This window comes from Pseudorhodoplanes sp., from assembly GCF_059499825.1.
The window spans coordinates 75,875-102,458 of sequence record NZ_JCABZI010000021.1 but is presented as its reverse complement, the minus strand read 5'-3'; the positions used below and the strand labels follow the sequence as shown (position 1 = coordinate 102,458).

At 62.9% G+C, this 26,584-nt stretch carries 20 protein-coding genes; 19 read left to right on the top strand and 1 reads right to left on the bottom strand.

Annotation, left to right across the window (positions count from 1 at the left end):
- Nucleotides 1-340: 340 nt before the first annotated feature.
- From AC5I5I_RS25495 to AC5I5I_RS25425, 15 genes are all read left to right on the top strand, one after another.
- The gene (locus AC5I5I_RS25495) at nucleotides 341-3,814 is read left to right on the top strand and encodes an indolepyruvate ferredoxin oxidoreductase family protein (RefSeq protein WP_495977902.1); all 3,474 of its coding nucleotides are present in this window, start codon (nucleotides 341-343) and stop codon (nucleotides 3,812-3,814) included.
- Between the two features lie 124 nt (nucleotides 3,815-3,938).
- Nucleotides 3,939-5,909 carry an AMP-binding protein gene (locus AC5I5I_RS25490; protein ID WP_495977900.1) on the top strand — a complete coding sequence of 657 codons (1,971 nt, stop codon included), beginning with the start codon at nucleotides 3,939-3,941 and terminating at the stop codon, nucleotides 5,907-5,909.
- 205 nt (nucleotides 5,910-6,114) lie between these two features.
- Nucleotides 6,115-6,915, top strand: coding sequence for an ABC transporter ATP-binding protein (locus AC5I5I_RS25485; RefSeq protein WP_495977898.1), 801 nt, complete (start codon nucleotides 6,115-6,117; stop codon nucleotides 6,913-6,915).
- A gap of 195 nt (nucleotides 6,916-7,110) precedes the next feature.
- A complete protein-coding gene (locus AC5I5I_RS25480; protein ID WP_495977897.1) occupies nucleotides 7,111-8,067 on the top strand; it encodes a branched-chain amino acid ABC transporter permease in 957 nt (318 codons plus the stop codon).
- A gap of 175 nt (nucleotides 8,068-8,242) precedes the next feature.
- Nucleotides 8,243-9,319 carry a branched-chain amino acid ABC transporter permease gene (locus AC5I5I_RS25475; protein WP_495977895.1) on the top strand — a complete coding sequence of 359 codons (1,077 nt, stop codon included), beginning with the start codon at nucleotides 8,243-8,245 and terminating at the stop codon, nucleotides 9,317-9,319.
- A 95-nt stretch (nucleotides 9,320-9,414) separates the two neighbouring features.
- The gene (locus AC5I5I_RS25470; protein WP_495977893.1) at nucleotides 9,415-10,749 is read left to right on the top strand and encodes an ABC transporter substrate-binding protein; all 1,335 of its coding nucleotides are present in this window, start codon (nucleotides 9,415-9,417) and stop codon (nucleotides 10,747-10,749) included.
- Nucleotides 10,750-10,951: 202 nt separating this feature from the next.
- Entirely contained in the window at nucleotides 10,952-11,791 is an 840-nt protein-coding gene (locus AC5I5I_RS25465) for an ABC transporter ATP-binding protein (RefSeq protein WP_495977891.1), read from the top strand.
- On the top strand, nucleotides 11,779-12,096 hold the full coding sequence (locus AC5I5I_RS25460; RefSeq protein WP_495977889.1) for a hypothetical protein: 318 nt from the start codon (nucleotides 11,779-11,781) through the stop codon (nucleotides 12,094-12,096). Before AC5I5I_RS25465 ends, AC5I5I_RS25460 begins: the two co-directional genes overlap by 13 nt.
- 21 nt (nucleotides 12,097-12,117) lie before the next feature.
- Nucleotides 12,118-13,347, top strand: coding sequence for a phenylacetate--CoA ligase family protein (locus tag AC5I5I_RS25455; protein ID WP_495977887.1), 1,230 nt, complete (start codon nucleotides 12,118-12,120; stop codon nucleotides 13,345-13,347).
- A 61-nt stretch (nucleotides 13,348-13,408) separates the two neighbouring features.
- Nucleotides 13,409-14,617 carry a glycolate oxidase subunit GlcE gene (gene glcE / locus AC5I5I_RS25450; RefSeq protein WP_495977885.1) on the top strand — a complete coding sequence of 403 codons (1,209 nt, stop codon included), beginning with the start codon at nucleotides 13,409-13,411 and terminating at the stop codon, nucleotides 14,615-14,617.
- Nucleotides 14,618-14,621: 4 nt separating this feature from the next.
- Complete coding sequence (gene glcF, locus AC5I5I_RS25445; RefSeq protein WP_495977883.1) at nucleotides 14,622-15,986, top strand: glycolate oxidase subunit GlcF; 1,365 nt, start codon at nucleotides 14,622-14,624, stop codon at nucleotides 15,984-15,986.
- A gap of 34 nt (nucleotides 15,987-16,020) precedes the next feature.
- Nucleotides 16,021-16,386: a histone gene (locus AC5I5I_RS25440; protein WP_495977881.1), complete on the top strand. Its 366-nt coding sequence runs from the start codon at nucleotides 16,021-16,023 to the stop codon at nucleotides 16,384-16,386.
- Between the two features lie 217 nt (nucleotides 16,387-16,603).
- On the top strand, nucleotides 16,604-17,671 hold the full coding sequence (locus AC5I5I_RS25435) for a hypothetical protein (protein WP_495977879.1): 1,068 nt from the start codon (nucleotides 16,604-16,606) through the stop codon (nucleotides 17,669-17,671).
- A 200-nt stretch (nucleotides 17,672-17,871) separates the two neighbouring features.
- Entirely contained in the window at nucleotides 17,872-18,957 is a 1,086-nt protein-coding gene (locus tag AC5I5I_RS25430; protein ID WP_495977877.1) for a TorF family putative porin, read from the top strand.
- A 151-nt stretch (nucleotides 18,958-19,108) separates the two neighbouring features.
- Nucleotides 19,109-19,579 carry an HPP family protein gene (locus tag AC5I5I_RS25425; RefSeq protein ID WP_495977875.1) on the top strand — a complete coding sequence of 157 codons (471 nt, stop codon included), beginning with the start codon at nucleotides 19,109-19,111 and terminating at the stop codon, nucleotides 19,577-19,579.
- 13 nt (nucleotides 19,580-19,592) lie between these two features.
- Here AC5I5I_RS25425 and AC5I5I_RS25420 read toward each other — a convergent pair whose 3' ends face one another.
- Nucleotides 19,593-21,335 carry an ABC transporter ATP-binding protein/permease gene (locus AC5I5I_RS25420; protein ID WP_495977873.1) on the bottom strand — a complete coding sequence of 581 codons (1,743 nt, stop codon included), beginning with the start codon at nucleotides 21,333-21,335 and terminating at the stop codon, nucleotides 19,593-19,595.
- A 239-nt stretch (nucleotides 21,336-21,574) separates the two neighbouring features.
- Here AC5I5I_RS25420 and AC5I5I_RS25415 point away from each other — a divergent pair, with 239 nt between their 5' ends.
- The 4 genes from AC5I5I_RS25415 (at nucleotide 21,575) to AC5I5I_RS25400 (ending at nucleotide 26,583) form a co-directional block, all read left to right on the top strand.
- On the top strand, nucleotides 21,575-22,711 hold the full coding sequence (locus tag AC5I5I_RS25415) for a TRAP transporter substrate-binding protein (protein WP_495977871.1): 1,137 nt from the start codon (nucleotides 21,575-21,577) through the stop codon (nucleotides 22,709-22,711).
- Nucleotides 22,712-22,795: 84 nt separating this feature from the next.
- Nucleotides 22,796-23,455, top strand: coding sequence for a TRAP transporter small permease subunit (locus AC5I5I_RS25410; protein ID WP_495977869.1), 660 nt, complete (start codon nucleotides 22,796-22,798; stop codon nucleotides 23,453-23,455).
- A gap of 1 nt (nucleotide 23,456) precedes the next feature.
- Complete coding sequence (locus AC5I5I_RS25405; protein ID WP_495977867.1) at nucleotides 23,457-25,196, top strand: TRAP transporter large permease; 1,740 nt, start codon at nucleotides 23,457-23,459, stop codon at nucleotides 25,194-25,196.
- A gap of 31 nt (nucleotides 25,197-25,227) precedes the next feature.
- Entirely contained in the window at nucleotides 25,228-26,583 is a 1,356-nt protein-coding gene (locus tag AC5I5I_RS25400) for an amidase (protein ID WP_495977865.1), read from the top strand.
- Nucleotide 26,584 lies beyond the last annotated feature (1 nt).

Here is a 26,584-nt window from a genome sequence, read left to right as displayed (position 1 = left end):
GCAGGCGTCTGACGCGCTCCTTTGCACAGCGTGGCGCCGCGTTTTTCCGATCGATCATGTGATCTGACGAAACAATTATTTATCGCGAACAACGGGTTGCACGCATGCCGTGACGTCGCGTCATGCGGCTGCGGGGTTGCACATCATGCTCGCGTCGCACAAAATGCGACTGCCCGAATCCGCCTCGGCAGCGGCACCTCTGAACCCTCGACAAATGACGGGGGTGCCCCTAAAAGGTCAGCATTGCTGACCTATCTGCCAATTGCTCACGTTTCAATGAGCCGCCCGGGCTAGCGATCGACAGCTCCGGTGCGCACATGAGGCATAAAGGATCGCGCGTATGACCCTGCGGCAGGTCAGTCTCGACGACAAATACGACCTCACCAAACAGCAGGTCTTCGTGACCGGCTATCAGGCATTGGTGCGGCTCTGCCTGATGCAGAAGGAACGCGACCGGCTCGCCGGGCTGAACACCGCGGGTTACGTCTCCGGCTATCGCGGTTCGCCACTTGGCGGGCTGGACAATCAGTTCATCCGCGCGCGCAAATTCCTGACCCCGAACGACATCATCATCGAGCCCGGCCTCAACGAGGATCTGGCGGCGACGGCGTTATGGGGAACCCAGCAGGCCGAGTTGCGCGGCGAAGGCAAGTTCGATGGCGTGTTCGGCATCTGGTACGGCAAGGGCCCGGGTGTCGACCGGACCGGCGACGTGTTCCGGCATGCCAACTTCGCCGGCTCATCCAAGCATGGCGGCGTACTCGCGCTGATGGGCGACGATCACACCGCGGAATCGTCCACCACTGCACATCAGTCCGAATATCATTTCGTCGACGTGATGATTCCGATCCTGAACCCGGCCGGCGTTCAGGAAATCATCGATTACGGGTTGTACGGCTTCGCCATGTCGCGCTTCTGCGGGACCTGGGCGGCGCTCAAATGCATGCACGAGACTGTCGAGGCCACGGCCGTGGTCGACGGCTCGCTCGACCGCGTCAAGATCGTGATCCCGGAGGATTTCGTCATGCCCGAGGGCGGGCTGAATATCCGCCTGCGCGACACGGTCCTCGGCCAAGAAGCCCGGCTCTACGATTACAAGCGCGACGCGATGCTCGCCTTCGTGCGCGCCAACCGGCTCAACCGTACGATCACATCGGGCGGGTCGAACGCGAAGATCGGCATCATCACCACTGGCAAGGCCTATCTCGACGTGCGCCAGGCGCTGGACGAACTCGGCATCGACGAGGTTCGCTGCAATCAACTGGGTCTGCGCATCTTCAAGATCGGTTGCCCGTGGCCGATCCCGCGCGATGAACTGATCGACTTTGCCAGGGGTCTCGATCTCATCATCGTCGTCGAGGAGAAGCGCGCGCTGATCGAAGTGCAGGTGCGCGAGGAGCTTTACGGCACCGCCAACCAGCCGGTCTGCATCGGCAAGAAGGATGAGCGCGGCAACTGGCTGTTTCCGATCAAGGGCGCGCTCGACCCGAACGAGGTCGCGATCACCATCGGCGACCGGCTCCTGGCGCAGGGCCATGACGATGCGATTGCGACCCGGGTGTCGCAGCTCAAACAGGCCCAGCATGCACTCACGGAGTTGCAGGAGGTCGCTGCCCGCACGCCGTATTTCTGCTCGGGCTGCCCGCACAACACCTCGACCGTCGTGCCCGAGGGAATGCGCGCTTACGCGGGGATCGGCTGCCATTACATGGCGCAGTTCATGGATCGCAACACCCTCGGTTACACCCATATGGGCGGCGAGGGCGCGAACTGGATCGGCGAGGCGCCCTTCTCGAATCGCGGACACGTGTTCCAGAATCTCGGCGACGGCACCTATAACCATTCCGGCTATCTGGCGCTGCGCGCGGCGATCGCCTCCGGCGTCAACATCACCTACAAGATCCTTTATAATGATGCGGTGGCGATGACCGGCGGGCAGCCGCATGAAGGCTCGCTGACAGTGCCGCAGATCGCCCAGCAGGTCGCGGCCGAAGGCGTCAAGCGCATCGCCGTGGTCAGCGACGAGCCGGACAAATATCCGAGCGGCATCGACTGGCCGAAAGGCATCACCTTCCACCATCGCGACGATCTCGACGAGGTGCAGCGCGATTTTGCGACCGTGCCGGGCACCTCGGTGCTGATCTACGACCAGACCTGCGCCGCCGAGAAGCGCCGGCGCAGGAAGCGCGGCACCTTCCCCGATCCCGACAAGCGCGTGATCATCAACGAGCTTGTCTGCGAGGGGTGCGGCGATTGTGGTGTGAAGAGCAATTGCGTCTCGGTGCAGCCGCTGATGACCGAATGGGGCCGCAAGCGCACCATCGACCAGTCGAGCTGCAACAAGGATTATTCCTGCGTGAAGGGCTTCTGCCCGTCCTTCGTCACCGTGCATGGCGGCAAGCCGAAGAAGGGCCGCGCGATTGCCGAGGGTGATGCGCCGTCATTGCCTGCGCCGGTCCTGCCGACGATCGGCGATCCCTACGGCATTATTGTCACCGGTATCGGCGGCACCGGCGTGGTCACGATCGGCGGCGTGCTCGGCATGGCGGCGCATCTCGAAGGCAAGGGTGTCGGCATCATCGATATGGCCGGGCTCGCGCAGAAGGGCGGCGCGGTCTACAGCCACATCCGCATTGCCAACAAGCCGGAAGACATTCACGCCATCCGCATCGCGGCGGGGGGCGCCGATCTGGTGCTGGGCGGCGACATCGTCGTGGCCGGCAACAAGAAGGTGCTGGCGGCGGTGAAGCATGGCGCGACCCGCATGGTGATCAATCTTGCGGAATTTCTCCCCGGAGACTTCACCCGCAATGCCGATTTCTCGCTGCCGACCGAGCGGTTGAAGCGCGCCATCGTGTCGGCTGCGGGCCGCGACCGTGTGTCCTTCATCGATGCGACGCGTCTTGCGACCGCGCTGATGGGCAATTCCATTGCCGCAAACATGTTCATGGTCGGCTATGCGTTCCAGCAGGGCGCGCTGCCGCTGGCCGCGGAATCGATCGAGAAAGCGATCGAGATGAATGGCGAAGCCGTGGCGATGAACCAGGCGGCATTCCGCTGGGGCCGTCGCGCCGCGCTCGATATGTCAGGAATTGAGGCGCTGATTCCGAACGCCGCCGCGCTCGACGACAATCGCAAGCTGTCGCGGTCGCTGGACGAGATTGTGGCGCGCCGCGTCGCGTTCCTGACCGATTATCAGAATGCGGCCTATGCGGCGCGCTACAGCGACCTTGTCGAGAAGGTGCGTGTGGCGGAGGAGGGCAGGACTCCGGGACGCACCGGTCTCGCCGAGGCGGTCGCCCGCAATCTGTTCAAGCTGATGGCCTACAAGGACGAATACGAGGTGGCGCGGCTTTATACCGACGGCACCTTCACCCGGCAGATCGAGCAGACCTTCGAGCCCGGTAGCATGCGGTTCGAATTCCATCTGGCGCCGCCCTTGCTGGCGCGCGTCGACAAGACCACCGGCGAGCCGCGCAAGATGAGCTTCGGCCCGTGGATGATGAAGGCGTTCGGCCTGCTCCACCGCTTCAAGGCGCTGCGCGGCACCGCGTTCGATCCGTTCGGATATACCGCCGAGCGGCGCACCGAACGGAAGCTGATTGCCGATTATGAAGCGCTGCTGTCGGAGGTGGTGGAAAAGCTAAACGCCGACAATCATCCGCTGGCGGTCGGGCTCGCCGTCATTCCGGAGAAAATCCGCGGCTTCGGACACGTGAAGGCACGCAGCCTCACGGCCGCAAAGGCCGACGAAGCGGCCTTGCTGGAGCAATTCCGCAGCGGCGGCGCGCAAATGCTCAAAGCTGCGGAATAGTCAACGTTTCCTCCCAACTTTTGCAGGGCTTGACCGGCCCACCGGCCTGATTTCTTATCGAGAAAGACGGAACAGCCGGGAAACGGCGGCCGGCGCGCGACAGGCGCGAGTGGGAGGACTGGCTTTGGTGGCGGAAGACGCTGCTGCGGATACATTTCCGAAGCTTCTGATCCATCATGCGCGCGTGCGGGGAGATCATCCCGCATTGCGGCATAAGGACATGGGCATCTGGCAGACCTGGACCTGGGCGGATCTGCTGCGCGAGGTTCGCGCGATTGCGCTCGGCCTGTCGAAACTCGGCATTAAGCGCGGCGATACGGTCGCCATTGCCGGCAACAACCGGCCGCGCCTGTACGAATCCATTCTTGCGGCGCAGGCGCTCGGCGCCATTCCGGTTCCGGTCTACGCTGACGCGGTCGCCACCGAGATGGCCTATGTGCTGGACCACGCCGATGTCGCGGTCGCGGTCGTGCAGGACCAGGAGCAGGTCGACAAGATTTTGTCGGTGCAGGAGCAACTGCCGAAGCTGCGGCACATCGTCTACGACGAGACCCGCGGCCTGCGCGATTACGACCACAGCCGCCTCCACAGTCTCGGCCAGCTGATCGCCGAGCAGGAAGCGATCATGGCCGGCGATCCGGAAGCGGTGGCGCGCATCGATCGCGAGATCGACGCGGGCAGTGCTGCCGATCCGTCGATCATCCTCTATACATCTGGAACCACCGGGCGCTCGAAAGGCGTGGTGTTGTCGGCGGGTCGTTGCATCGCTGCGGCGCAGGATACGGTGACCTTCGACAAGCTGACCGATCGGGATGTGGTGCTGGCCTATCTGCCGCTGGCATGGGTCGGCGATCATTACCTGAATTATGCGCAGTCGCTGGTGGCAGGCTTCTGCATGGCCTGCCCGGAATCGCCCGACACCGCGCAGCAGGATTTGCGTGAGATCGGCCCGACCTTTTACTTCGCACCGCCGCGGGTGTTCGAGAATTTGCTCACGCGCGTGATGATCCGGATGGAGGATGCGGGTTATCTGAAACGTCGGCTGTTCCATTACTTCATCGGCGTGGCGCGGCGCTACGGTGAGAAGATCCTGAATGGGCAGCCGGTGCCGCTCGGCGGACGCCTTCTCTACGGGCTTGGCGAAATCCTGATCTACGGCCCGCTGAAGAATGTGCTCGGCTTTTCGCGTGTGCGCACGGCCTATACCGCGGGCGAGGCGATCGGCCCGGAGCTGTTTTCGTTCTATCGCTCGCTCGGCCTCAATCTGAAACAGCTCTACGGCCAGACCGAAGCGTTCCTGTATGTCACCTGCCAGGCCGACGGCGACATCCGCTCCGACACTGTCGGTCCGGCCGCTCCGAACGTGGACATCCGCCTCTCGGACTCAGGCGAAGTGATGTTCAAGTCGCCCGGCATGTTCCTCGGCTATTTCAAGGAGAGCGAGAAGACCGCGGATACGATGACGCCGGACGGTTACGTGAAGACCGGCGATGCCGGGTTCTTCGATGCCACCGGCCATCTCAAGATCATCGACCGCGCCAAGGATGTCGGCAGGCTCGCAAATGGTGCGCTGTTCGCGCCGAAATACATCGAGAACAAATTGAAATTCTATCCGAACATCCGCGAGGTGGTGGCATACGGAGACGGGCGCGATTTCGTCACCTGCTTCATCAATATCGATATCACCGCGGTCAGCAACTGGGCCGAGCGCAACAATGTCGTCTACGGCTCGTATCAGGAACTGGCCGCCAATCCACGCGTCTACGAGCTGATCGAGCAGCATGTCGCCGAGGTTAACCGCTCGCTGGCCGCCGAGGACGTCATGGCCGGCGCGCAGATCAAGCGCTTCCTGATCCTGCACAAGGAGCTCGACGCCGACGACGGCGAGATGACGCGCACCCAGAAGGTACGGCGCGGCTTTGTCGCCGAGCGCTACGAGCCGCTGATCACGGCGCTCTACGACGGTTCGTCGGAGGCCGACATCGCGACCGAGGTGACATTCGAGGATGGTCGCAAGGGCATGATGCGCGCGCGCCTGAAGATCGTCGACATGAAGACCGAACCGGTGCCGGCGAGAACGGAGAAGGCGGCGTGAATTGCATCCCCGCACTCGCGCTTTCTTTTCCCTCCCCCCGCGAAGCGGTGGGGAGGGTCGGTTCGCATCGCGTATGCGAGGCGAACCGGGGTGGGGGGGCTTTATCGTCTCACGCTTGGGTCAACTACCCCCCACCCCCGACCCCTCCCCACCACTCGCTCCGCTCGCGGGGGGAGGGGAGAATGCACCGGTTCGTGGGTGTGCGATGAGAGCGCCCTCGCAATCCGACATCGCTGCCGGCGAGATACTGCTCGCGGTCGAGAATGTTTCGCTCTCCTTTGGCGGCGTGAAGGCGATCCGTGACGTGTCCTTCGACATCAGGAAGGGTGAGATCCGCGCCATCATCGGGCCGAACGGCGCCGGCAAGACCTCGATGCTGAATGTGATCAACGGCTTCTACACGCCGCAGCAGGGCCGGATCACCTTCAAGGGCCAGACCCGCGCCAAGATGCGCCCCTATGACGCCGCGAGCGGCGGGATCGCGCGCACCTTCCAGAATGTCGCGCTGTTTCGCGGTATGACCGCGCTCGACAACATCATGGCCGGCCGCACGCTGAAAATGCATCGCGGCCTGTTCTGGCAGTTGATCCGTTTCGGCCCCGCGCTTGCGGAAGAGGTCGAGCATCGAAAGCGGGTCGAGGAGATCATCGACTTCCTGCATATCGAGCATATCCGCAAGGTGCCGGTCGGCCGGCTGCCCTATGGGCTGCAAAAGCGCGTCGAACTCGGCCGCGCGCTGGCGATGGAACCGGATCTGCTGCTGCTCGACGAGCCGATGGCCGGCATGAATCTGGAGGAGAAGGAAGACATGTCGCGCTTCGTGCTCGACGTGAACCAGTATTTCGGCACCACCATCGCTTTGATCGAGCACGACATGGGCGTGGTGATGGATCTCTCGGACCGCGTCATCGTGCTCGATTACGGCCAGAAGATCGCCGACGGCACGCCGGACGAGGTGAAGGCCAACAAGGCGGTGATCGATGCCTATCTCGGCGTGGCGCATTGAGGGGGCGAGGTTGATCGGGAGATTCGACATCGCTGCTCGCACTGCTCGACCTCCCTCCTCCCTTGCGGGGGAGGGCTGGGGAGGGGGGCGTTCGCGAAAGACCGACGCGTTTTCACCCCCCTCCCGGCGCGCTTCGCTCGCCGACCTCCCCCGCAAGGGGGGAGGTGAACGGAATTCGGGGAGGGCGCGCCGCTAATGGACCTCCTCTACAGAATCTTCATCGATCCCTTCGTGCAGATGGGCGGTGCGCCGGACCTGCTGCTGCAGACGCTGTGGGAGGGGCTGGTCTCGGGCGTGCTCTATGCCCTCATCGCACTCGGCTTCGTGCTCATCTTCAAGGCCTCCGGTGTGTTCAACTTCGCGCAGGGCATCATGGTGGTGTTCGCGGCCCTGACGCTGGTCGGCTTGCACGCCAAGGGCGTGCCGGCCTTTCTCGCGCTTGCGCTTACCATTGTCGTGATGCTGGTGCTGGCGATCGGCGTCGAGCGACTGATGCTGCGTCCGCTGGTGAACCAGCCCGACATCATCCTGTTCATGGCGACGTTCGGGCTGACCTATTTCCTGATCGGGCTCGGCGAAATCATCTTCGGCGGCGAACCCAAGGTGATGATCACCAACGAATTGTTCCTGCCGAAAGGCGCGATCGAGTGGAAGGTGTTCGGCGGCTTCGTGTCGTTCCAGAAGCTCGATATTGCCGCCGCCATCATCGCCTCGATCATGGTGGCGACGCTGGCCGTGTTCTTTCAGAAAACGCGGATTGGCCGAGCGTTGCGGGCGGTCGCCGACAGCCACAAGGCGGCGCTCTCGGTAGGCATCTCGCTCGAGCAGATCTGGGTGATCGTCTGGTTCGCCGCCGGCATCGTGGCGCTGGCCACGGGGATCATGTGGGGCGCGCGCTCAGACGTCTCGTTCGCGCTGCAGATCCTGGCGCTGAAGGCGCTGCCGGTCCTGATCCTCGGCGGCTTCACCTCGATCCCGGGCGCGATCGTCGGCGGGATTATCATCGGTGTCGGAGAGAAGCTTGGCGAGTTCTATTGGGGGCCGCTGCTCGGCTCCGGTATCGAGAGCTGGCTGGCTTACATGATCGCGCTGGTCTTCCTGCTGTTCCGGCCGCAGGGGCTGTTCGGCGAACGCATCATCGAGCGGATATGATGATGAAACGGAATTCGCGCCGAACACCGCTGCGCTCCCTCTCCCCGTTCTTACGGAGAGAGGGTTGGGGTGAGGGGCAATTCTTGTCTTTGCCGCTTGCCCCTCACCCGGCTCGCATCTTCGATGCTCGCCACCCTCTCCCCGTTTCACGGGGAGAGGGAAAAGGAGTTCGCTGATGTTCTACCGCGAGACCGGCCAATACAAGACCAGCTACGCCGCCGACATGGCGCTGTTCCCGATCCGGCAGGACCGGATCGGCATCGTGCTGATCCTGGTCGTGGCCTTCGTGGTGATCCCGCTCACCATGTCGAGCTTCACGCTGTCGGCGGTGATGATCCCGATCCTGATCTTCTCGCTGGCCTCGATCGGGCTCAACCTGCTCACCGGCTATACCGGCTTGATCTCGCTCGGCACCGCGGGCTTCATGGGTGTCGGCGCATACGCGACCTACAAGCTCACCACTTTCTTCCCGGACGCCAATATCATCCTGCTGATCCTGCTGTCCGGCTTCTTTTCGGCCGCGGTCGGCGTGATCTTCGGATTGCCGTCGCTGCGTATCAAGGGCTTCTATCTGACAGTTGCCACCCTTGCGGCCCAATTCTTTCTGTCATGGTGCTTCGTGCGGGTGCCCTGGCTGGTGAATTACAACGTGTCCAACGCCATCGAGGTGCCGACCCGCACCATGTTCGACATTCCGCTCACCGGCCCCAATGCATCGCCGGTGACGCGTTATCTTGTCGTGCTCACCGTTGTCGTGGCAATGACATGGATCGCCTCCAACCTCGTGCGCGGCCGCATCGGCCGGAGCTGGATGGCGGTGCGCGACATGGATATCGCCGCCGAACTGATCGGCATACGGCTCTATCGGACCAAGCTGCTCGCCTTCGCGATCTCTTCCTTCTATTGCGGCGTTGCCGGCGCGCTGATGGTGTTTCTGTGGCTCGGTGCTGCCGAGGCGGACTCGTTCAACATCAACCAGTCCTTCATCATCCTGTTCATGGTGATCATCGGTGGCCTTGGCAGCCTGGTTGGCTCGTTCTTCGGTGCGGCCTTCATCTGGGGCCTGCCGATCCTGCTCAAATTCATTCCGGCATTGCTTGGGATATCGCTGCACGCGGCAACCGTGGAACACATCCAGTTCATGGTGGTCGGCGCGCTGATCATTTTCTTCCTGATCGTGGAGCCGCATGGGCTCGCAAGGCTCTGGCAGATCGGAAAGCAGAAACTTCGGGTGTGGCCTTTCCCGTATTGACGAGGCACACTCGAATCCAAACCCGCGGGCGGGTCACCGGCCGCGGGAAACAAGACGACCGGCCTCAGCGCCGGCGACACCAAGGGAGATACGCAATGCGTCTCAAGCATCTTGCCATTGGAGCGGCCGTCGCAGGCCTTCTCGGCGGTGCCGCGATTCCCGCGCCTGCAGTCGCGCAGGACTCGATCTATGTGCCGCTTCTGACCTACCGCACCGGGCCGTTCGCGGGCTCCGGTATCCCGATTGCGAACGGCATGAAGGATTATCTCGAAATGCTGAACGAGCGCGACGGCGGCATCGGCGGCGTCAAGCTCACCGTCGAGGAATGCGAGACCGGCTATGACACCAAGAAGGGTGTCGAATGCTACGAGCAGGTGAAGGCAAAAAAACCCGTCGTGGTGAATCCATACTCGACCGGCATCACGCTGCAATTGATCCCGAAGGCCGCGGTCGACAAGATCCCGGTCCTGTCGATGGCGTATGGCCTGTCGGCTTCGGCGGTCGGTAACGAGTTTCCGTGGATCTTCAATCCGCCCGCGACCTATTGGGACGGACTGTCGATGATCTTCCGCTATATCGGCGGCAAGGAAGGCGGGCTCGACAAGCTCAAGGGCAAGACCATCGGCTACATCTTCTTCGACGGCGGCTATGGCCGCGAGCCGATCCCGCTGCTTGAGCAGTTCGCCAAGGATTATGGCTTCAACGTCAAGCTCTATCCGGTGCCGGCGACCGAAATGCAGAACCAGTCCGCACAATGGCTGAACGTGCGCCGCGACAAGCCGGACTGGATGATCATGTGGGGCTGGGGCGCGATGAACCCGACCGCGGTGCGTGAAGCCACCCGCATCAATTACCCGATGGACAAGATGGTTGGCGTCTGGTGGTCGGGCGGCGAGGACGATGCGCGCGGCGGCGGCGAGGCCGCCAAGGGTTATCTGACCCTGAACTTCAACGGTCTCGGCACGCAATATCCGGCGCTCCAGGACATCAAGAAGCACGTGGTCGATAAGGGCAAGAGCCAGGTGACGGCCGACAAGTTCGGCGAGAACCTCTACAATCGCGGCGTCTACAATTCGGTGCTGATTGCGGAAGCCATCCGCAATGCGCAGAAGCTGACCGGCAAGAAGGCCGTGACCGGCGAGGATGTGCGGCGTGGTTTCGAGACCATGACGATCTCGGCGGCGCGCTGGAAGGAACTCGGTCTGCCGGACTTCGGCGCGCCGGTCGAGAACCTGTCCTGCACCGATCATAACGGCCACCACGCCGCCTATATGCAGCAATGGGACGGCTCCAAATGGGTGAAGATCACCGACTGGATCGCGCCGATGAAGGAGCGGGTGCGTCCGTTGCTGGAGGCTGCGGCCGCGGATTATGTCAGCAAGAACCAGCCTTGGCCGAAGCGCACGGAGCAATGCGACAAGGCGTCGTAACGTCTCTCTCCCCGCTTGCTTTTCCCTCTCTCCGCGAGGCGGGGAGAGGGTGGCGAGCATCGACGATGCGAGCCGGGTGAGGGGCTTGTTCGTGGCAGGCGTTGCGCCAGCCCCTCACCCGATCCGGCTTCGCTTCGCTCACCGGATCGACCTCTCCCAGCAACGCGGGGAAAGGTAAGCCTGCCGAAACGTCGGAGCCTTCATGTCCACCGCAGCCGCGCAACAAGCCGCACCCGCGCCGGAGAAAATCCTCTCCGTCAACAATATCGAGGTGCTCTACGATCACGTCATCCTCGTCCTGAAAGGCGTCTCGCTCGAGGTCGACAAGGGCGGTATCGTGGCTTTGCTCGGCGCCAATGGTGCGGGCAAGACCACGACGCTGAAGGCAATCTCCAACCTGCTGCATTCCGAGCGCGGCGAGGTCACCAAGGGCTCGATCGTGTTCGAGGGCGCCGAGGTGCAGTCGCTGTCGCCGAACGAACTGGTGCGCCGCGGCTGCATCCAGGTGATGGAGGGCCGGCATTGCTTCGGCCATCTGACGATCGAGGAAAATCTTCTGACCGGCGCCTTCACCCGGAAAGATGGTCGCGCTGCGATCGCGCGCGATCTTGAACTGGTCTACGGCTATTTCAAGCGGCTGCGCGAACGGAAGAATTCGATGGCCGGCTATACCTCTGGCGGCGAGCAGCAGATGTGCGCGATCGGCCGCGCGTTGATGTCGCGCCCGAAGATGATCCTGCTCGACGAGCCTTCAATGGGGCTCGCGCCGCAGATCGTCGAGGAAATCTTCGAGATCGTGAACGACCTGAATGTGAAGGAGAATGTGTCGTTTCTCCTCGCCGAGCAGAACACCAACATGGCGCTGAAATATGCGCGCTATGGCTACATTCTGGAAAACGGCCGGGTGGTGATGGACGGCGACGCCAAGTCGCTGGCCGAGAACGAGGACGTTAAGGAATTCTACCTCGGCATTGCCGAGGGCAAGCGCAAGTCGTTCCGCGAGGGCAAGCATTACAAGCGGCGCAAGCGATGGCTGGCGTGATTGTTTCTGCGGAAGCAGCGCAGATGAAGAGCTTTGGTTGGCTGGCAATCATGGCTGCTGTGCTAGCGACTGCGATAATTCTTGTTTTTGTCCCCGTTGGACTCTTTGGTGTAGCGACCGATTGTGCCGTGGCGAGCGATTTAGGTTTATGCCGCTTCTGGAAGATCACAATATTGGGCGCCCCGCTTCTGTTGATCGTAGTGTGGCTCTTGGCCTTGGGCTTTTTCCGCAAGCGCGGTCGAATTTATTGGGCGACAACCTCTCTCGTAATTGGCGGCTACGTCATATTTCTCCTGCTCGCGTAGGTGGTTTGACGGATGTCTAATATGAGCGATTTTTACGACACACTCGAAACCCGCGACCCGGCCGGGCGCGAACGCGAGACCTTCGCGCAGCTTCCGGAACAGATAGCGCGTGCGATGACCGCGCCCGGCTGGGCGAAGCACCTTGACGGCATCGATCCGAAATCCATCACCTCACGCGCCGCGCTCGCCGAACTGCCACTGCTGCGCAAATCCGACCTGCCACGCCTGCAGGCCGAGACGCCTCCGTTCGGCGGCTTCAATGTCACGCCACCCGGCAAGGCGAAGCGGCTGTTGATGTCGCCCGGCCCGATCTTCGAGCCGGAAGGACACGAGGCCGACTTCGCCGGTGTCGCGCGCGCCATGTTCGCCGCCGGCTTCCGCGGGGGCCATATCGTCCTCAACTGCTTCTCGTATCACCTGACGCCCGGCGCCTGGATGTTTGAATCCGCAGCCGAGGCGCTCGGTTGTCCCGTCATCCCGGGGGGCGTCGGCAACACCGAGCAGCAGGTCGAGGCGATCGCCCGCCTCAAGCCGGACGGTTACACCGGCACGCCGGACTTCCTGAAAATCCTGCTCGATACCGCGCAGACCTCCGGCAAGGATGCCTCATCGATCAAGCGTGGGCTCGTGTCGGGCGCCGCGCTTCCCGCTTCGCTGCGGCAGGAGCTGTCATCGCGCGGGGTCGAGGTGCTGCAATGCTACGCCATCGCCGAGACCGGGGTGATCGCCTACGAGACAGCGGCCCGCGAGGGCCTCATCGTGAACGAGAACATCATCGTCGAGATCGTACGACCGGGCACCGGCGATCCCGTCGCTGAGGGCGACGTCGGCGAAGTGGTCGTGACCTCGTTTAATCCGGCTTACCCGATGATCCGGCTCGCCACCGGCGATCTCTCGGCCGTGCTGCCGGGTCGCTCGCCGTGCGGGCGCACCAATATGCGGATCAAAGGTTGGATGGGGCGCGCCGACCAGACCACCAAGATCAAGGGCATGTTCGTGCGGCCGGAGCAGATCGCCGAGATCGCGCGGCGACACCCGGAACTTGGCCGCCTGCGACTCGTGGTCACGCGCGAGGCCGAGCAGGATGCGATGACCCTGCATGGCGAAAGCGCGGGCGGCGAAGGGCTTGCGGACGCAGTCGCGGCCACCCTGCAAGCGGTCACCAAGCTGAAGGGCGCAGTAAAACTGGTCGCGCCCGGCGATCTACCCAACGACGGCAAGGTCATTGCGGACGACCGCCCGGTCTCTTGACCCTTTCCCAATTGACGCGGACAAGGGCGAGTGGCGAAAGCTGCGAGCCGGGTGAGATGTTGTGTCGGACACACTGAAACCGCGAGATGCAAAGGACGTCGAGGACGCCGTCGTCTGGGCGCTTGCCGAAGCCAAGGCGCTCGAGATTGCGGGGCAGGGCTCGAAGCGGGGCATCGGCCGTCCAAGCCAGTCGGATATCACGCTCGACCTGTCCGGTCTGACCGGCGTCACGCTTTATGAGCCTGAGGAACTGGTGCTGTCGGCGCGCGCCGGGACGCCGATCGCCGAGATCGAGCGGCTGGTCGCAGACAGAAACCAGGAGCTCGCATTCGAGCCGATGGATTATGGGCCGCTGCTCGGCAGCGCACCGGGTGGCGGGACCATCGGCGGCGTGCTTGCCGCCAATCTGTCAGGCCCGCGCCGCATCAAGGCGGGCGCCGTCCGCGATCATTTCCTGGGGGTGAGCGCGGTGTCCGGCCGCGGCGAGAGCTTCAAGTCGGGCGGCCGGGTGGTGAAGAACGTCACCGGCTACGATCTCTGCAAGCTGATGGCGGGCTCCTGGGGCACGCTCGGGGCGATGACCGATGTCACGATCAAGACGCTGCCCCGCGCCGAAACCGAAACAACCGTATTTCTGACCGGCCTCGATGACCGTCGCGCCGTGCAGGCGATGGCTGACGCGATGGGGTCGTCCTGCGAGGTGTCGGGTGCGGCGCATCTGCCGGTCGACGCGCTGGGCGAGCTGCAGGGATTATTCGGCGGCCGGTCCGCAACCCTGCTGCGTCTCGAAGGTGTGGCGCCTTCGGTGTCGCATCGCGTCGCCGTGCTGGCCGCGCTACTCAAGCCCTATGGGGTCGTGGAATCCCTGGCGGAGGAGCGTTCGCGGATGGCATGGCAGGCGATCCGCGATGTGCTGCCCTTCACCGGTGATGACCGTGCGGTGTGGCGAGTATCCGTTCCACCGATGCAAGGCGCGGACATCGCGGCCGAAGCCGCGAAGCAGAACGGCGCGTATTACTTCGATTGGGCCGGCGGACTGGTCTGGGTTGCGCTGCCGCATTCGGACGATGCGGGAAGCGCCGCGATCCGGGCGGCGGTCGCCCGCGGCGGCGGCCACGCCACCCTGATCAGGGCGCCTGCGGCGATTCGCGCCGCGGTCGCGGTGTTCGAACCACAGGACGAGGGCGTTGCCGCCTTGACGCGCCGGGTGAAGGACAGCTTCGATCCCAAAGGCATCCTCAATCCCGGCCGGATGTGGGCGGGCGTGTAACCCTATGCAAACGCACTTCTCGCTGGCGCAACTCGCCGATCCCGCCACCGCCGAATCCAACAAAATTCTGCGGGCGTGCGTGCATTGCGGCTTCTGTACCGCAACCTGTCCGACCTATGTGCTGCTGGGCGACGAGCTCGATTCCCCGCGCGGGCGGATCTATCTGATCAAGGACATGCTGGAGCAGGGCCGGCCCGCCACCGCCGACGTGGTCAAGCATGTCGACCGCTGCCTGTCCTGCCTGTCCTGCATGACCACCTGTCCGTCGGGCGTGCATTACATGCACCTCGTCGATCACGCGCGCGCCCATATCGAGACCACCTACCGGCGGCCATGGCGCGACCGGATGGTGCGTTCGTTGCTCGCGGCCGTGCTGCCCTATCCGGCGAGGCTGCGCGCCGCCCTGACATTTGCGCCGCTGGCGCGACCCTTTGCCGGCCTCATGTCGGCGATCGGGCTGAAGCCGCTTGCGGCGATGCTGCGACTCGCGCCCGCAGCTGGATCGCTGCCGCCGCAGCTCTCGCAGCGCCGCATCCACCCGGCCGAAGGCCAGCGCAAGGGCCGAGTGGCGCTGCTGCAGGGCTGTGCCAACCGGGTGCTTGGCGTCAGTGTCAACGCAGCCACCATCCGGCTTCTGAACCGCCTCGGCATCGAGGTGGTGACCCCGGACGGCGAAGGATGCTGCGGCGCGCTGGTTCATCACATGGGCCGCGAGCATCAGGCACACAGCCAGGCCAAGGCCAATATCGACCTCTGGATGCAGGAGATCGAGGGCGAGGGGCTCGATGCCATCGTGATCAACGTGTCGGGCTGCGGGACGACGGTGAAGGATTATGGCTTCATGCTGCGGACCGATCCGGCCTATGCCGGCCGCGCGGCCCGGGTGTCATCTCTCGCCAGGGACATCAGCGAATATCTCGCCGCCCTGCCAGCGGCCGCATCGGTCCGGCCGACCGGCCTGACGGTCGCCTACCACGCGGCCTGCTCGCTCCAGCATGGCCAGCGCATCGTGCGTCAGCCGAAGGAGCTGCTGACCCGTCACGGCTTCATCGTGAAGGACATACCCGAGGGTCATCTCTGCTGCGGGTCGGCAGGAACGTACAATATCTTGCAAAGCGAGATTGCGCAGACGCTGAGGGATCGTAAGATTGCAACCATCGCTCAACTGAGTCCCGACGTGATCGCGGCAGGCAATATCGGATGCATCACTCAGATCGCATCGGGCACGGCGATACCGGTGGTTCACCCGGTCGAGTTGATCGATTGGGCCACGGGAGGCCCGAAGCCGGCGGGATTGTCCGGCGGCGCGCAAGCGAGGCCGGACAAGCAGACTCTGGTGACGGCGGCAAAGACCTCGGCACCTGCCTGACGGCAGCCTAGCGCAACCTTTTCGGAGAGAAGTTATGGCGAAGAAGGCGAAGAAGGGGAAAAAGGCCAAAAAGGCCAAGTCGGCGAAGAAGGGCAAAAAAGCCAAGAAAATGAGTCTCGCCAAGAAGCGGGGCGCAAAGAAGAGTTCGAAGAAGAGCGCACCGAAGAAAGCCAAGAAGGCCAAAAAAGCCAAGAAAGCGAAAACGGCCAGAAAGGCGAAAACGGTCAGCAAGGCGGCGCCGAAAAAGGCCGCTGCGCCGAAGAAGAAGCGGGCGAAGCGCGCTGCGCCGAAGGCCGTGGCTCCGGCGCCGATGCCTGAGCCCGACACCGCGCCTGCGCCCTCGAGCGATATGGGCGGATACAAGCCCTTCAGCGATTCCAACGACAACAGCGGAACCTGAGGCTCCGTGGCGACGTGAGATTGGAGCGGCCCGGTCTGCGATGCAGGCCGGGCCGTTCGCTTTTGACGTCCTCATTGCGCGGCGCGGTGTTCCCGATGCCGGCTGCAGGTCCGGCCGCATTGCATCGGGGCCCCCGGCTGAATAGCATCGCGCACCGGCACGCCGGCTTGGCGGCGGTTCCGCCCAACAGCATTCACGACAATCGGGAGGTTCATCGATGGCGTACAACATCCTCATTCTGGGCGCGGCCTATGGCTCGCTGCTCGCCTCCAAGATGCTGTTCGGCGGCAACAAGATTCATCACGTCTGCCTTCCCGCGGAAGCCGATCTGATCAATGCGGAAGGCTTCGTGGTGCGGCTGCCGGTGCGAGGCCGCAAGGATCCGGTGGTGCTGGATTCGCGAAAGCTGCCTGGCAAGGTCACCGCCGGCGGCGCGGCAGGCGTCAATCCCGCCGATTACGATCTGGTCGGCCTGGCGATGCAGGAGCCGCAATATCGCTCGCCGGGCGTGCGCGAATTGCTCGACGCGGTGGCAAAGTCGCGCGTGCCCTGCATGTCGATCATGAACATGCCGCCCTTGCCCTACATGAAGCGCATCCCCGGCCTGAACGCGGACAGCCTCAAGCCCGCCTATACCGATCCCAGCGTGTGGGACAATTTCGATCCCGGCAAGCTGACCCTGTGCAGCCCCGACCCGCAGGCGATCCGTCCGCCGGACGAAAAAGCGAACGTGCTGCAGGTCACGCTGCCGACCAATTTCAAGGTCGCCAAGTTCGACGACGACAAGGACACGGCGATCCTGCGTCAGCTCGAAAAGGAGGTGGACGCGATCCGCTTCGATCCCGGCGACGGCACCCCGATCGAGCTGCCGGTCAAGCTGCGGGTCCACGATTCTCTGTTCGTGCCGCTGGCCAAGTGGGCGATGCTGTTGGCCGGCAATTACCGGTGCATCACGCCCGACGGCATGCGCACCGCGCAGGAAGCCGTGCACAGCGACATCGATACCTCGCGGTCGGTCTATAATTTCGTGAACGACCTCGTGGTCAAGCTTGGCGCCAACCCGAACGATCTCGTCCCCTTCGAAAAATACGCTGCCGCGGCGCAAAGCCTGTCGCGCCCTGCCTCCGCGGCCCGCGCCCTCAACAACGGGGCGCAGTTCATCGAACGGGCGGACAAGCTGGTGCAACTCATCGCCAAGCAGAAGGGCCTGAGCCTGCCGGCCATCGACGCCCAGGTGGCGCTGGTTGACCAGCGGCTGGAAGCGAATCGGAAAAAGGCCGCCTGATCGCGCCCGGATTTGTTGAAAACCGTCCAAGAACGCCGGAAAGCCCCTGGTTTTCCGGCGTTTTTTCGTTGCCCTTCTGCAACAGCGTTAATGAATTGTGACAGCGATATGTGAATCTAGGACCTTTTTGGCCCGAATCGCCCAAAAAGGCAGCAGATGCGCAAAAGTTCGCATTGGCGATAACCTTTCTTCCGTGCCGAATGAGCGCAACTGCAGGTGCAAGCGCAGGGGGTGGTGTTTCGAGGGTTGGTTTCGATCGGAAGCGATCAGCGAGCCTCAAAGCACTGGAAAGCGTCAATTCGAAGGGGCTAACCATGAAGAAATTCGTTCTGCCGGCGTTTGTTGCGGCTGCAGTCGTGACTGCTGCGCCGGCGCTCGCTGCCGATCTGAAGCCGGTCTACAAGGCGGCGCCTGCGCCGGTGGCCGTCAATCCGTTTGATGTGGCGGTCGGTGCGGCGGTGATGACCGACTATAATTTCCGAGGTATCTCTCAATCAGACCGCGGCGCGTCCGTATTTTCTTACTTCGAGGCGCGCTACAAGCCGACTTCGAATATCGAGTGGTACGCTGGCGTGGGCGGTTACAGCGTGAAGCTGGCGACGGATCCCACCGCTGAAATCGACATCTACGGCGGCGGCCGCTTCACCTGGGACAAGTTCACCCTCGACCTCGGCTATTGGTATTACGCTTACCCGAGAGAGCGTGAGATCGACGGCGTGATCGTGACCGTTCCGAACGGTGTCACAAGCCTGAAAGACACGGATTTCGGCGAGTTCTACGCCAAATTGAACTGGAATCCCAACGACAACTGGGCGTTCAGCATTCAGGGCTATTACACCGATAGCTGGCTGAACACCGGCGCAGACGGCACCTACGGCGCCTTGACCGCAAAATTCACCGGCAACGCGCTGCCGTCGGGCTGGAACTGGTACGTGTCGGGTGAACTGGGCCACTACTGGCTTGGCACCACCGACCAGGTTTTCTCGTCGACGGGTGTCGCGGTGTTCAGCAATCTCGCCGGTACTGGCGGTGTCGAACTGCCCAGCTATACGTACTGGAACGCGGGTATCGGCTTCACCTACAAGGCGCTCACCATCGATCTGCGCTATCACGACACCGACCTGAACGAGGCAGAGTGTCTCGTGCTGACGGGTGATCCCGGCGCTGGCCCGATCAGCCCGGTCAACGTGACCAACGTCGGCCCGGTGGGCATCGGCTCGAAGTGGTGCGGTCAGGCCTTCATCGGCAAGCTGTCCTTCGACACCACGCTGAATGCGCTGAAATAAAGCGGCGTCTAACTCTCCGAGTTGCGCGAACGGCGGCCGAAAGGCCGCCGTTCTTGTTTTCGGGTCTCCGTAAGATGCGCCTTGCCGGCGGACCGGTCACACGGATGCTGGCGAGCCACTTATTGGCATTGTCGTTGCACCTTTGAATGCCATGCGGATTGACCGGAAATTCGGAATGATGGTGGCGGGCGCCGCGGGCGGCAGCGTCGCCATCGGGCTGATGTATCTGCTCTCCCTGCAGACCGAATTCCCGCTGGCGGCGATCCCGTTTGCCACCTCGATCGTACTCGTCACCGGAACCCCGGAAGCGTTGCCCGCGCGGCCGCGAGCGCTGGTTGGCGGCCACATTCTGTCGGCGATCGTGGGGGTGCTGGCTGTCAAGATCGCCGGACCGCAGGCTTGGGTCGCCGCGATGGCGGTCGGCATCGCGATGCTGGCCATGCTGGCAACCGACAGCTTTCACCCGCCGGCCGGGATCAATCCGCTGATCATCGTGATGAACAGCATGTCCTGGAGCTTCGTGCTGGTTCCGGTTGCAGCCGGTGCGCTGCTGCTGCTGGCCTACACCTTCGCCTGGACCAATGTCGTGCGGCGAAGCAACTGGCCCGAACGCTGGTGGTAGGTCCAGCCAGCGGTCACTCCGCAGCCGCGGCCGGTTTTTTCTCCGACAGCTTATGGGCATCGCCGTCGGGTTCGAAGGCAACGTGCCGGCCGTGCAGGCCGATCAGGGTGGAGCGGTGTCCGATCGACACGATCGTGGTGCCCTTCAGCCGCTCGTGCAGCAGGCCGTAAAGCCTGGCCTCCGACGGCTCGTCGAGCGAGGCGGTCGCCTCGTCCAGGAACAGATAATCCGGCGCCTGCAGCAACGCGCGCGCGACACCGAGACGCTGCTGCTCGCCGAGCGACAGCGTGCGGTTCCAGTGCGCCTCCTCGTGCAGTCGCGCGCCGAGGGCCGGCAGACCGACCGCGTCCAGGACTTCCACGAGCGTGGCATCGTCGAACGCCCCGGAGGCCGGATAGGACAGGGCATTCGCGAGCGTGGTCTCGGGGAAATAGGGCCGTTGCGGCAGCACCATGATGCGCGCATCGGCGGGGATAACGACGCGGCCGGAGCCGAACGGCCATAGCCCGGCCATGGCGCGAAACAGCGTCGACTTGCCGGCACCCGACGGACCGCTGACCAGCACGCGCTCGGTTGGATGGAACGTCGCCCCCGCCGAAGCGAGCAGAGGCGCGCCGTCCGGGCGATTCACCGACAGGTCTTCGATGCGGATGGAGCGGGCGTCCTTATCGGAGGTGACGGCGATATCCGATGCGGAGGCCATGCGTTGCGCTTCGTTGAGCGCGCGGTTGAAGCCGGTCAGGCGATCCACCACCGCCGCCCATTCCGCGATGCTGCGATAGAAGGTGACGAAGAAGGACAGTGATTCCTGGACGCTGCCGAAAGCGCTCGCGGTCTGTGTCAGGGCGCCGAGTTGCACCGCACCCGAAAAATACGCCGGGCTTACGACCAGATAAGGCAGGACCAGTGCGACCTGTGCATGTCCCTGCTGAACGAAGATCACCTTCTTCTGCCGCGACATCAACGCCATGAAATTCTCGACAACACGCGAGAAGCGTTCGCCCAGCCGCCCCTTCTCGGCATCCTCGCCACGCAGCAAGGCAATCTGCTCGGCATTCTCGCGCACGCGAATCAGGTTGAAGCGGAAATCGGCCTCGAATCGCTGCTGACGGAAATTCAGCGCGGCCAGCGGCCAGCCGATCCAGTGCGCGAGCAGGGTGCCGATGACCGAATAGATCAGCGCGGTCCAGACCAGATAGCCCGGGATGTTGACCGGCGCACCGAACAGCGTCAGCGGTGCCGCGGCGGACAGGCCCCACAGGATCGCGAAGAACGACACCAGCGTCACGATCGCGCCGAGCAGGCGGACCACGATGAACAGCGATTTCTCTATGAATTGATTGATGTCGTCGGCGATGCGCTGGTCCGGATTGTCCGCGGCGTCGCCAAGCAGTTGCATCCGGTAATGGGTCGATGCCGCAAGCCAGCGGTCGACATAGACTTTCGTCATCCAGGCGCGCCAGCGTATCTGGAGCCACTGGTTGAGATACAGCTGATAGACCGCGAGCACGATGAAGATGGCTGCCAGCCCGCAAAAAATGCTGATTTCGGTGACGAAGTTATCCCAGTTCCGATCCTGCAAGGCATTGAAAAACCTCGCATTCCATTGATTGATCAGGACGTTGACCGCGACGATGGACAATTCGATCGCGATCACCGCCGAGAGCAGGATCAGCCCCGCCCGCCGGTCCTCTGATCGAAAATAAGGCAGCGACAGCCGGAAGACCTCGCGAAACAGCCGGGGCAGTTCTTTCACGCTTCTAACCCTTGAAAACCCGGGCCTTTCCGCCGCGATCGCGTTGCGAAGAAAACGGCCGCCGAAGATGTCATGTTGCTCGGCCCGGTGGTCGACCAAAGCGCGACATCGGCAGACTTGTGCAAACCGGGCAAGCCGTCCAAACTATCATGAGACCCGCTGGAATATCATATACGTCTCGGCGGTTAGTCACGAAAACGGCATCAAGCCGTACAGAAACGGTCGCTAGGGAGGACTCCATGACCAAGAAGGTTGAGAAGACGTCGCGCCGCAAATTTTTGCTGACGGCCGGCGCCGTTGGCGCTGCTGCGGCTGTGGCCGCGCCGAGTGTTGTGAAGGCGCAGGGAGCCGTCAGCATGCGCTGGCAGAGCACCTGGCCGTCAAAAGACATCTTCCACGAATATGCTTTGGACTTCGCCAAGAAGGTCAACGACATGACCGGCGGCGACCTCAAGATCGAAGTGCTGCCGGCTGGCGCGGTCGTTCCGGCCTTCCAGCTGCTTGACGCAGTGTCGTCCGGCACGCTCGACGGCGGCCACGGCGTCGCCGTTTATCACTACGGCAAGGCTCCGGCGCTGGCGCTCTGGGGTTCGGGTCCGGGCTTCGCCATGGACGCCAACATGCTGCTCGCCTGGCACAAATATGGCGGCGGCAAGGAACTGCTCGACAAGCTCTATGGGTCGATCGGAGCCAATGTGCGTTCGTTCCTTTACGGGCCGATGCCGACACAGCCACTCGGCTGGTTCAAGAAGCCGGTCACCAGGCCGGACGATCTCAAGGGCGTTAAATTCCGCACCGTCGGTATCTCGATCGACGTGTTCACGGCGCTCGGTGCCGCAGTCAACGCGCTGCCCGGCGGCGAAATCGTTGCGGCGATGGATCGCGGCCTGCTCGACGCGGCGGAGTTCAACAACGCTTCGTCGGACCGCCTTCTCGGCTTTGCCGACGTGTCCAAGATCTGCATGTTGCAGAGCTATCACCAGAACGCCGAGCAGTTCGAAATCCTGTTCAACAAGGGCAAATTCGACGCTCTTCCGGAAAAGATGCGCGCCATCATCTCGAATGCGGTGGAAGCGGCCAGCCAGGACATGTCCTGGAAGGCGATCGACCGGTATTCGAAGGACTATGTCGAGATGCAGGAAAAGGACAAGGTCCGGTTCTACAAGACACCGGATGCGGTTCTGCAGCGGCAGCTCGAAGTCTACGACGAGGTCGTCAAGAAGCGCGCCGGCGAAAGCCCGGTGTTCAAGGAGATCATCCTGTCGCAGATCGCGTTCGCTGAACGCGCCACGCGTTGGGAGCAGGACACCGTCGTCAACCGCCGCATGGCGTTCGACCATTACTTCGGCAAGAACGCGGCTGCGAAGAAAATCTGACGTCGCATAATCTACAAGCACCATTCGGGCGCAACGCCCGGATGGTGCTTTGTTTATCAAGACATCTTTTTTGCCTGGGTTCCGATGAACGTTCAGCGCACGCTCCATACCATCGATGCGATCAGTACATGGGCCGGGAAAGCCTTTGCGTGGCTGGTGCTCGTTCTGGCCGGCGTTGTTTGTCTGGAGGTGTTCAAGCGGTACGTGCTCAACGCGCCGACCGCATGGATCTTCGACTTCAACAACATGCTGTACGGAACGCTGTTCATGATGGCCGGCGCGTATGCGCTGGCGCAGAACGCGCACGTGCGCGGCGACTTCCTCTACGGATCGATGAAGCCGCGAACGCAGGCTGCGCTCGATCTCGTGCTCTACATCATCTTCTTTCTGCCGGGCATTGCCGCATTGCTCTATGCCGGCTACCGCTTCGCCGCGATCTCGTGGCGCATCGGCGAACATTCCAGCATCATGGCGGAAGGTCCACCGATCTACCCATTCAAGACCATCATCCCGATCGCCGGTGCTCTGATCATGATGCAGGGCCTCGCCGAGATAGCGCGTTGCGTGATTTGCCTGCGAACGGGTGAATGGCCAAGCCGGCTACACGACGTGATGGAGATGGACGTCATCGAAACGCAGCTCGCGGGCAGCGATTACGTCGACAAAGAAGCCCGCGAGCGCGCAATTGTCGGTGCACACAAGATTGACGAAACCGCGCGCCAGCGCGGCATGACGGAGACCTGATATGAGCGATCCAGCGCTCGGCCTTGTTATGCTGGGTCTCATCGTCATCACGATCATGATGGGATTCCCGACTGCCTTTACCCTGATGGGTCTTGGCGTGTTCTTCGGCTTCTACGCCTTCTACAATCCGGCGGAGCTCTGGTTCGACAACCGGGTCTTCGATCTCATGGTCCAGCGCACCTATGGCGCGATGACCAATGACGTCCTGATTGCGATTCCGCTGTTCGTGCTGATGGGCTACGTGATGGAACGCGGCGCACTCGTGGACAAGATGTTCCACTCCGTGCAACTCGCGTTCCGCAAGATCCCGGCGTCGCTTGCCGTCGCAACGCTTGTTGTCTGCGCATTCTGGGGCATGGCAACCGGCCTTGTGGGCGCGGTGGTGGTGCTGATGGGCGTCGTCGCCTTTCAGCCGATGTTGCGGGCGGGCTACGACGTGAAGCTTGCGGCCGGCGTCATTACCGCTGGCGGGACGCTGGGCATTCTGATCCCGCCTTCGATCATGATTATCGTCTATGCCGCCGTTGCCGGACAGTCGGTCGTGAAGCTCTATGCAGCGGCCATGTTCCCGGGCCTGTTCCTCGCTTTCCTTTACATCGTCTATGTCATCGGTCGCGCAATGCTCAATCCGAAGCTGGCGCCCGGGCTGCCGGAAGAGATGACCAGAATTTCCGTTCCAGGCTGGATGGAGACCTACCGGAAAACGTCGAGCAATGTCTTTGCCGGATTGAGCCGGTCTCTCGTCTCGCCCGCGACGGCAGCGGCGGATGGTGATGGCGAAGCGGCACTCACCTACAAGCAGGTGGTCAAGAATTTCCTGATCGCGCTCGTCCCATTCTTCCTGACCTCGGGCGTTCTCGGGCTGCTGTGGTGGTACGTGGTCATCCACTCGCGGCGCGGCGCGCTGGAGGAATTCGAGGGACTTGAGCAACTGGGCTCGGCGTCCTCGGCTCCGGCGGAGGCTGCCGACACCGGCCCCTCAACCACCTTCTACATCACCTTTGCCGTCCTCGCCGTGCTGGCCGTCCTGATGCTGGCGCGCACCTACGGCCGCATGACAGCGGAGCGTCTCGTTCTTATCAAGATGCTGTCGTCGTCGGTCGTGCCGATGGCGTTGCTGATCATTCTCGTTCTTGGAGCCATCCTGTTCGGCCTGACAACGGCGACGGAGTCGGCGGCGGTCGGCTCGGCGGGTGCTTTCCTGCTCGCGCTGCAAGCTCGAACGCTGACCTGGAAGAAGACGAAGGAGGCGGTGTTTCTGACCGCCAAGACCACCGCAATGGTGTGCTGGCTGTTTGTTGGATCCGCGCTGTTCTCTGCCGTGTTCGCACTTCTCGGCGGCCAGGCGCTGATCGAGCAGTGGGTGCTGTCACTCGACATGAGCCCGACGCAGTTCATGCTGCTGTCGCAGGCGGTGATCTTCCTGCTCGGCTGGCCGCTGGAATGGACCGAGATCATCATCATCTTCGTTCCGATATTCCTGCCGCTGCTGAAGCATTTCAGCATCGATCCGGTCTTGTGGGGCGTGCTGGTGTTCGTGAATCTGCAGGCGGCGTTTCTGTCGCCGCCGGTGGCGATGGCCGCCTTCTATCTCAAGGGCGTCGCGCCAAAGCACATCACCATCAACCAGATCTTCGCCGGCATGATGCCCTACATGGCCATTGTGGTGCTATGCATGGTCATTCTGTATGTGTGGCCGGGCATGGCCCTGTGGCTCCCCGAATATCTGTACGGGCGCTGAGCCGGTCCGCGTTGCAAGCAGGGTGGAAGTCGTGTCTGACGCCAATTTGCTCATGTTGTCCGCCACTGAGGCGGCAGCTCAGATCGCCAGCGGGGCCGTATCGGCGGAAGACTATGTCCGTGCATGCCTCGAACGCATCGAAGAGGTCGAGCCGGAAATTCAGGCCTTTGCGACTATCGTTCCGGACTATGCGATCGAGCAAGCCCGCAGCCTCGACATGCTTCGGCTTCAGGGCAAGCCGCTCGGGCCGCTGCACGGCATCCCGGTTGCGATAAAGGACATCATCGATACGGAAGATTATCCGACCGAATTTGGCTCGCCATTGTTTGCCGGCCGAAGACCCAGGACGGACGCCGCGATCGTGTCGAAACTGCGCGCCGCAGGCGCCGTGATCGTCGGAAAAACCGTCACCACTGAGTTCGCATACTTCCATCCCGGCAAGACCCGTAATCCGCACGATACGTCACGCACGCCGGGCGGTTCGTCGTCGGGGTCAGCCGCTGCGGTCGCGGCCGGAATGGTGCCGCTCGCCATCGGCACGCAAACCAACGGCTCCATCATACGTCCGGCGTCTTTCTGCGGCGTCTATGGTGCAAAACCCTCCAAGGGGCTGGTTCCTCGGACGGGCATCCTGCCGATGTCGAAAACCGTTGACGTGGCCGGTCCGTTCGCGCGCTCGTTGTCTGACCTTGCTTTGTTGCTTGGGGTGATCGCCGGCTACGACGCGGGCGACTCGGACATGCGGCCTTTTGCGGTGCCGGATTTCCGCGCTTTCGCGGAGGAGGATTTCCCGATTGAGCCGCGCTTCGGATTCGTCCGGACGCCCGTTTGGGACAAGGCCGAGCCCGATGCACAACGGGCATTCGAACAACTTGCCGATATGCTTGGAGACAATTGCATCCGCATCGATCTGCCGCCGGAATATGCGGACGCGTGGGATATTCACCGCACCATCATGATTGCCGAGATGGCGCATAATCTCGGTGAAATCGTCGATCGCGGCGGTGTGGGGGTGAGCGAGGTCCTGCGCAAGCTGGTCGGCGAGGGGCGGCAAGTCAGCGCGGTTGCGTATCAGCGCGCCCTGGATGAGGCTCGGCAACTCACGGACTCGCTGGCCGGCTATTTCCAGCACTGCAATGCGTTCATCACGCCCGCGACGACGGGTGTGGCGCCGCAGGGGCTCGACGCGACCGGAAATCCGGTCTTCTGCTCGATGTGGACGCTGTCGGGCCTTCCGTCCCTCTCGCTGCCGCTGCTCACCGGAGAAAGCGGCCTGCCGATCGGCGTGCAAGTCGTCGGTGCGCCGCTCGACGATGCGCGGCTGATCCGGTCGGCGAACTGGCTGGTCGGCAAGCTGGAGCCGAAGGGGAAGCGCAGGAAGGCCTAGG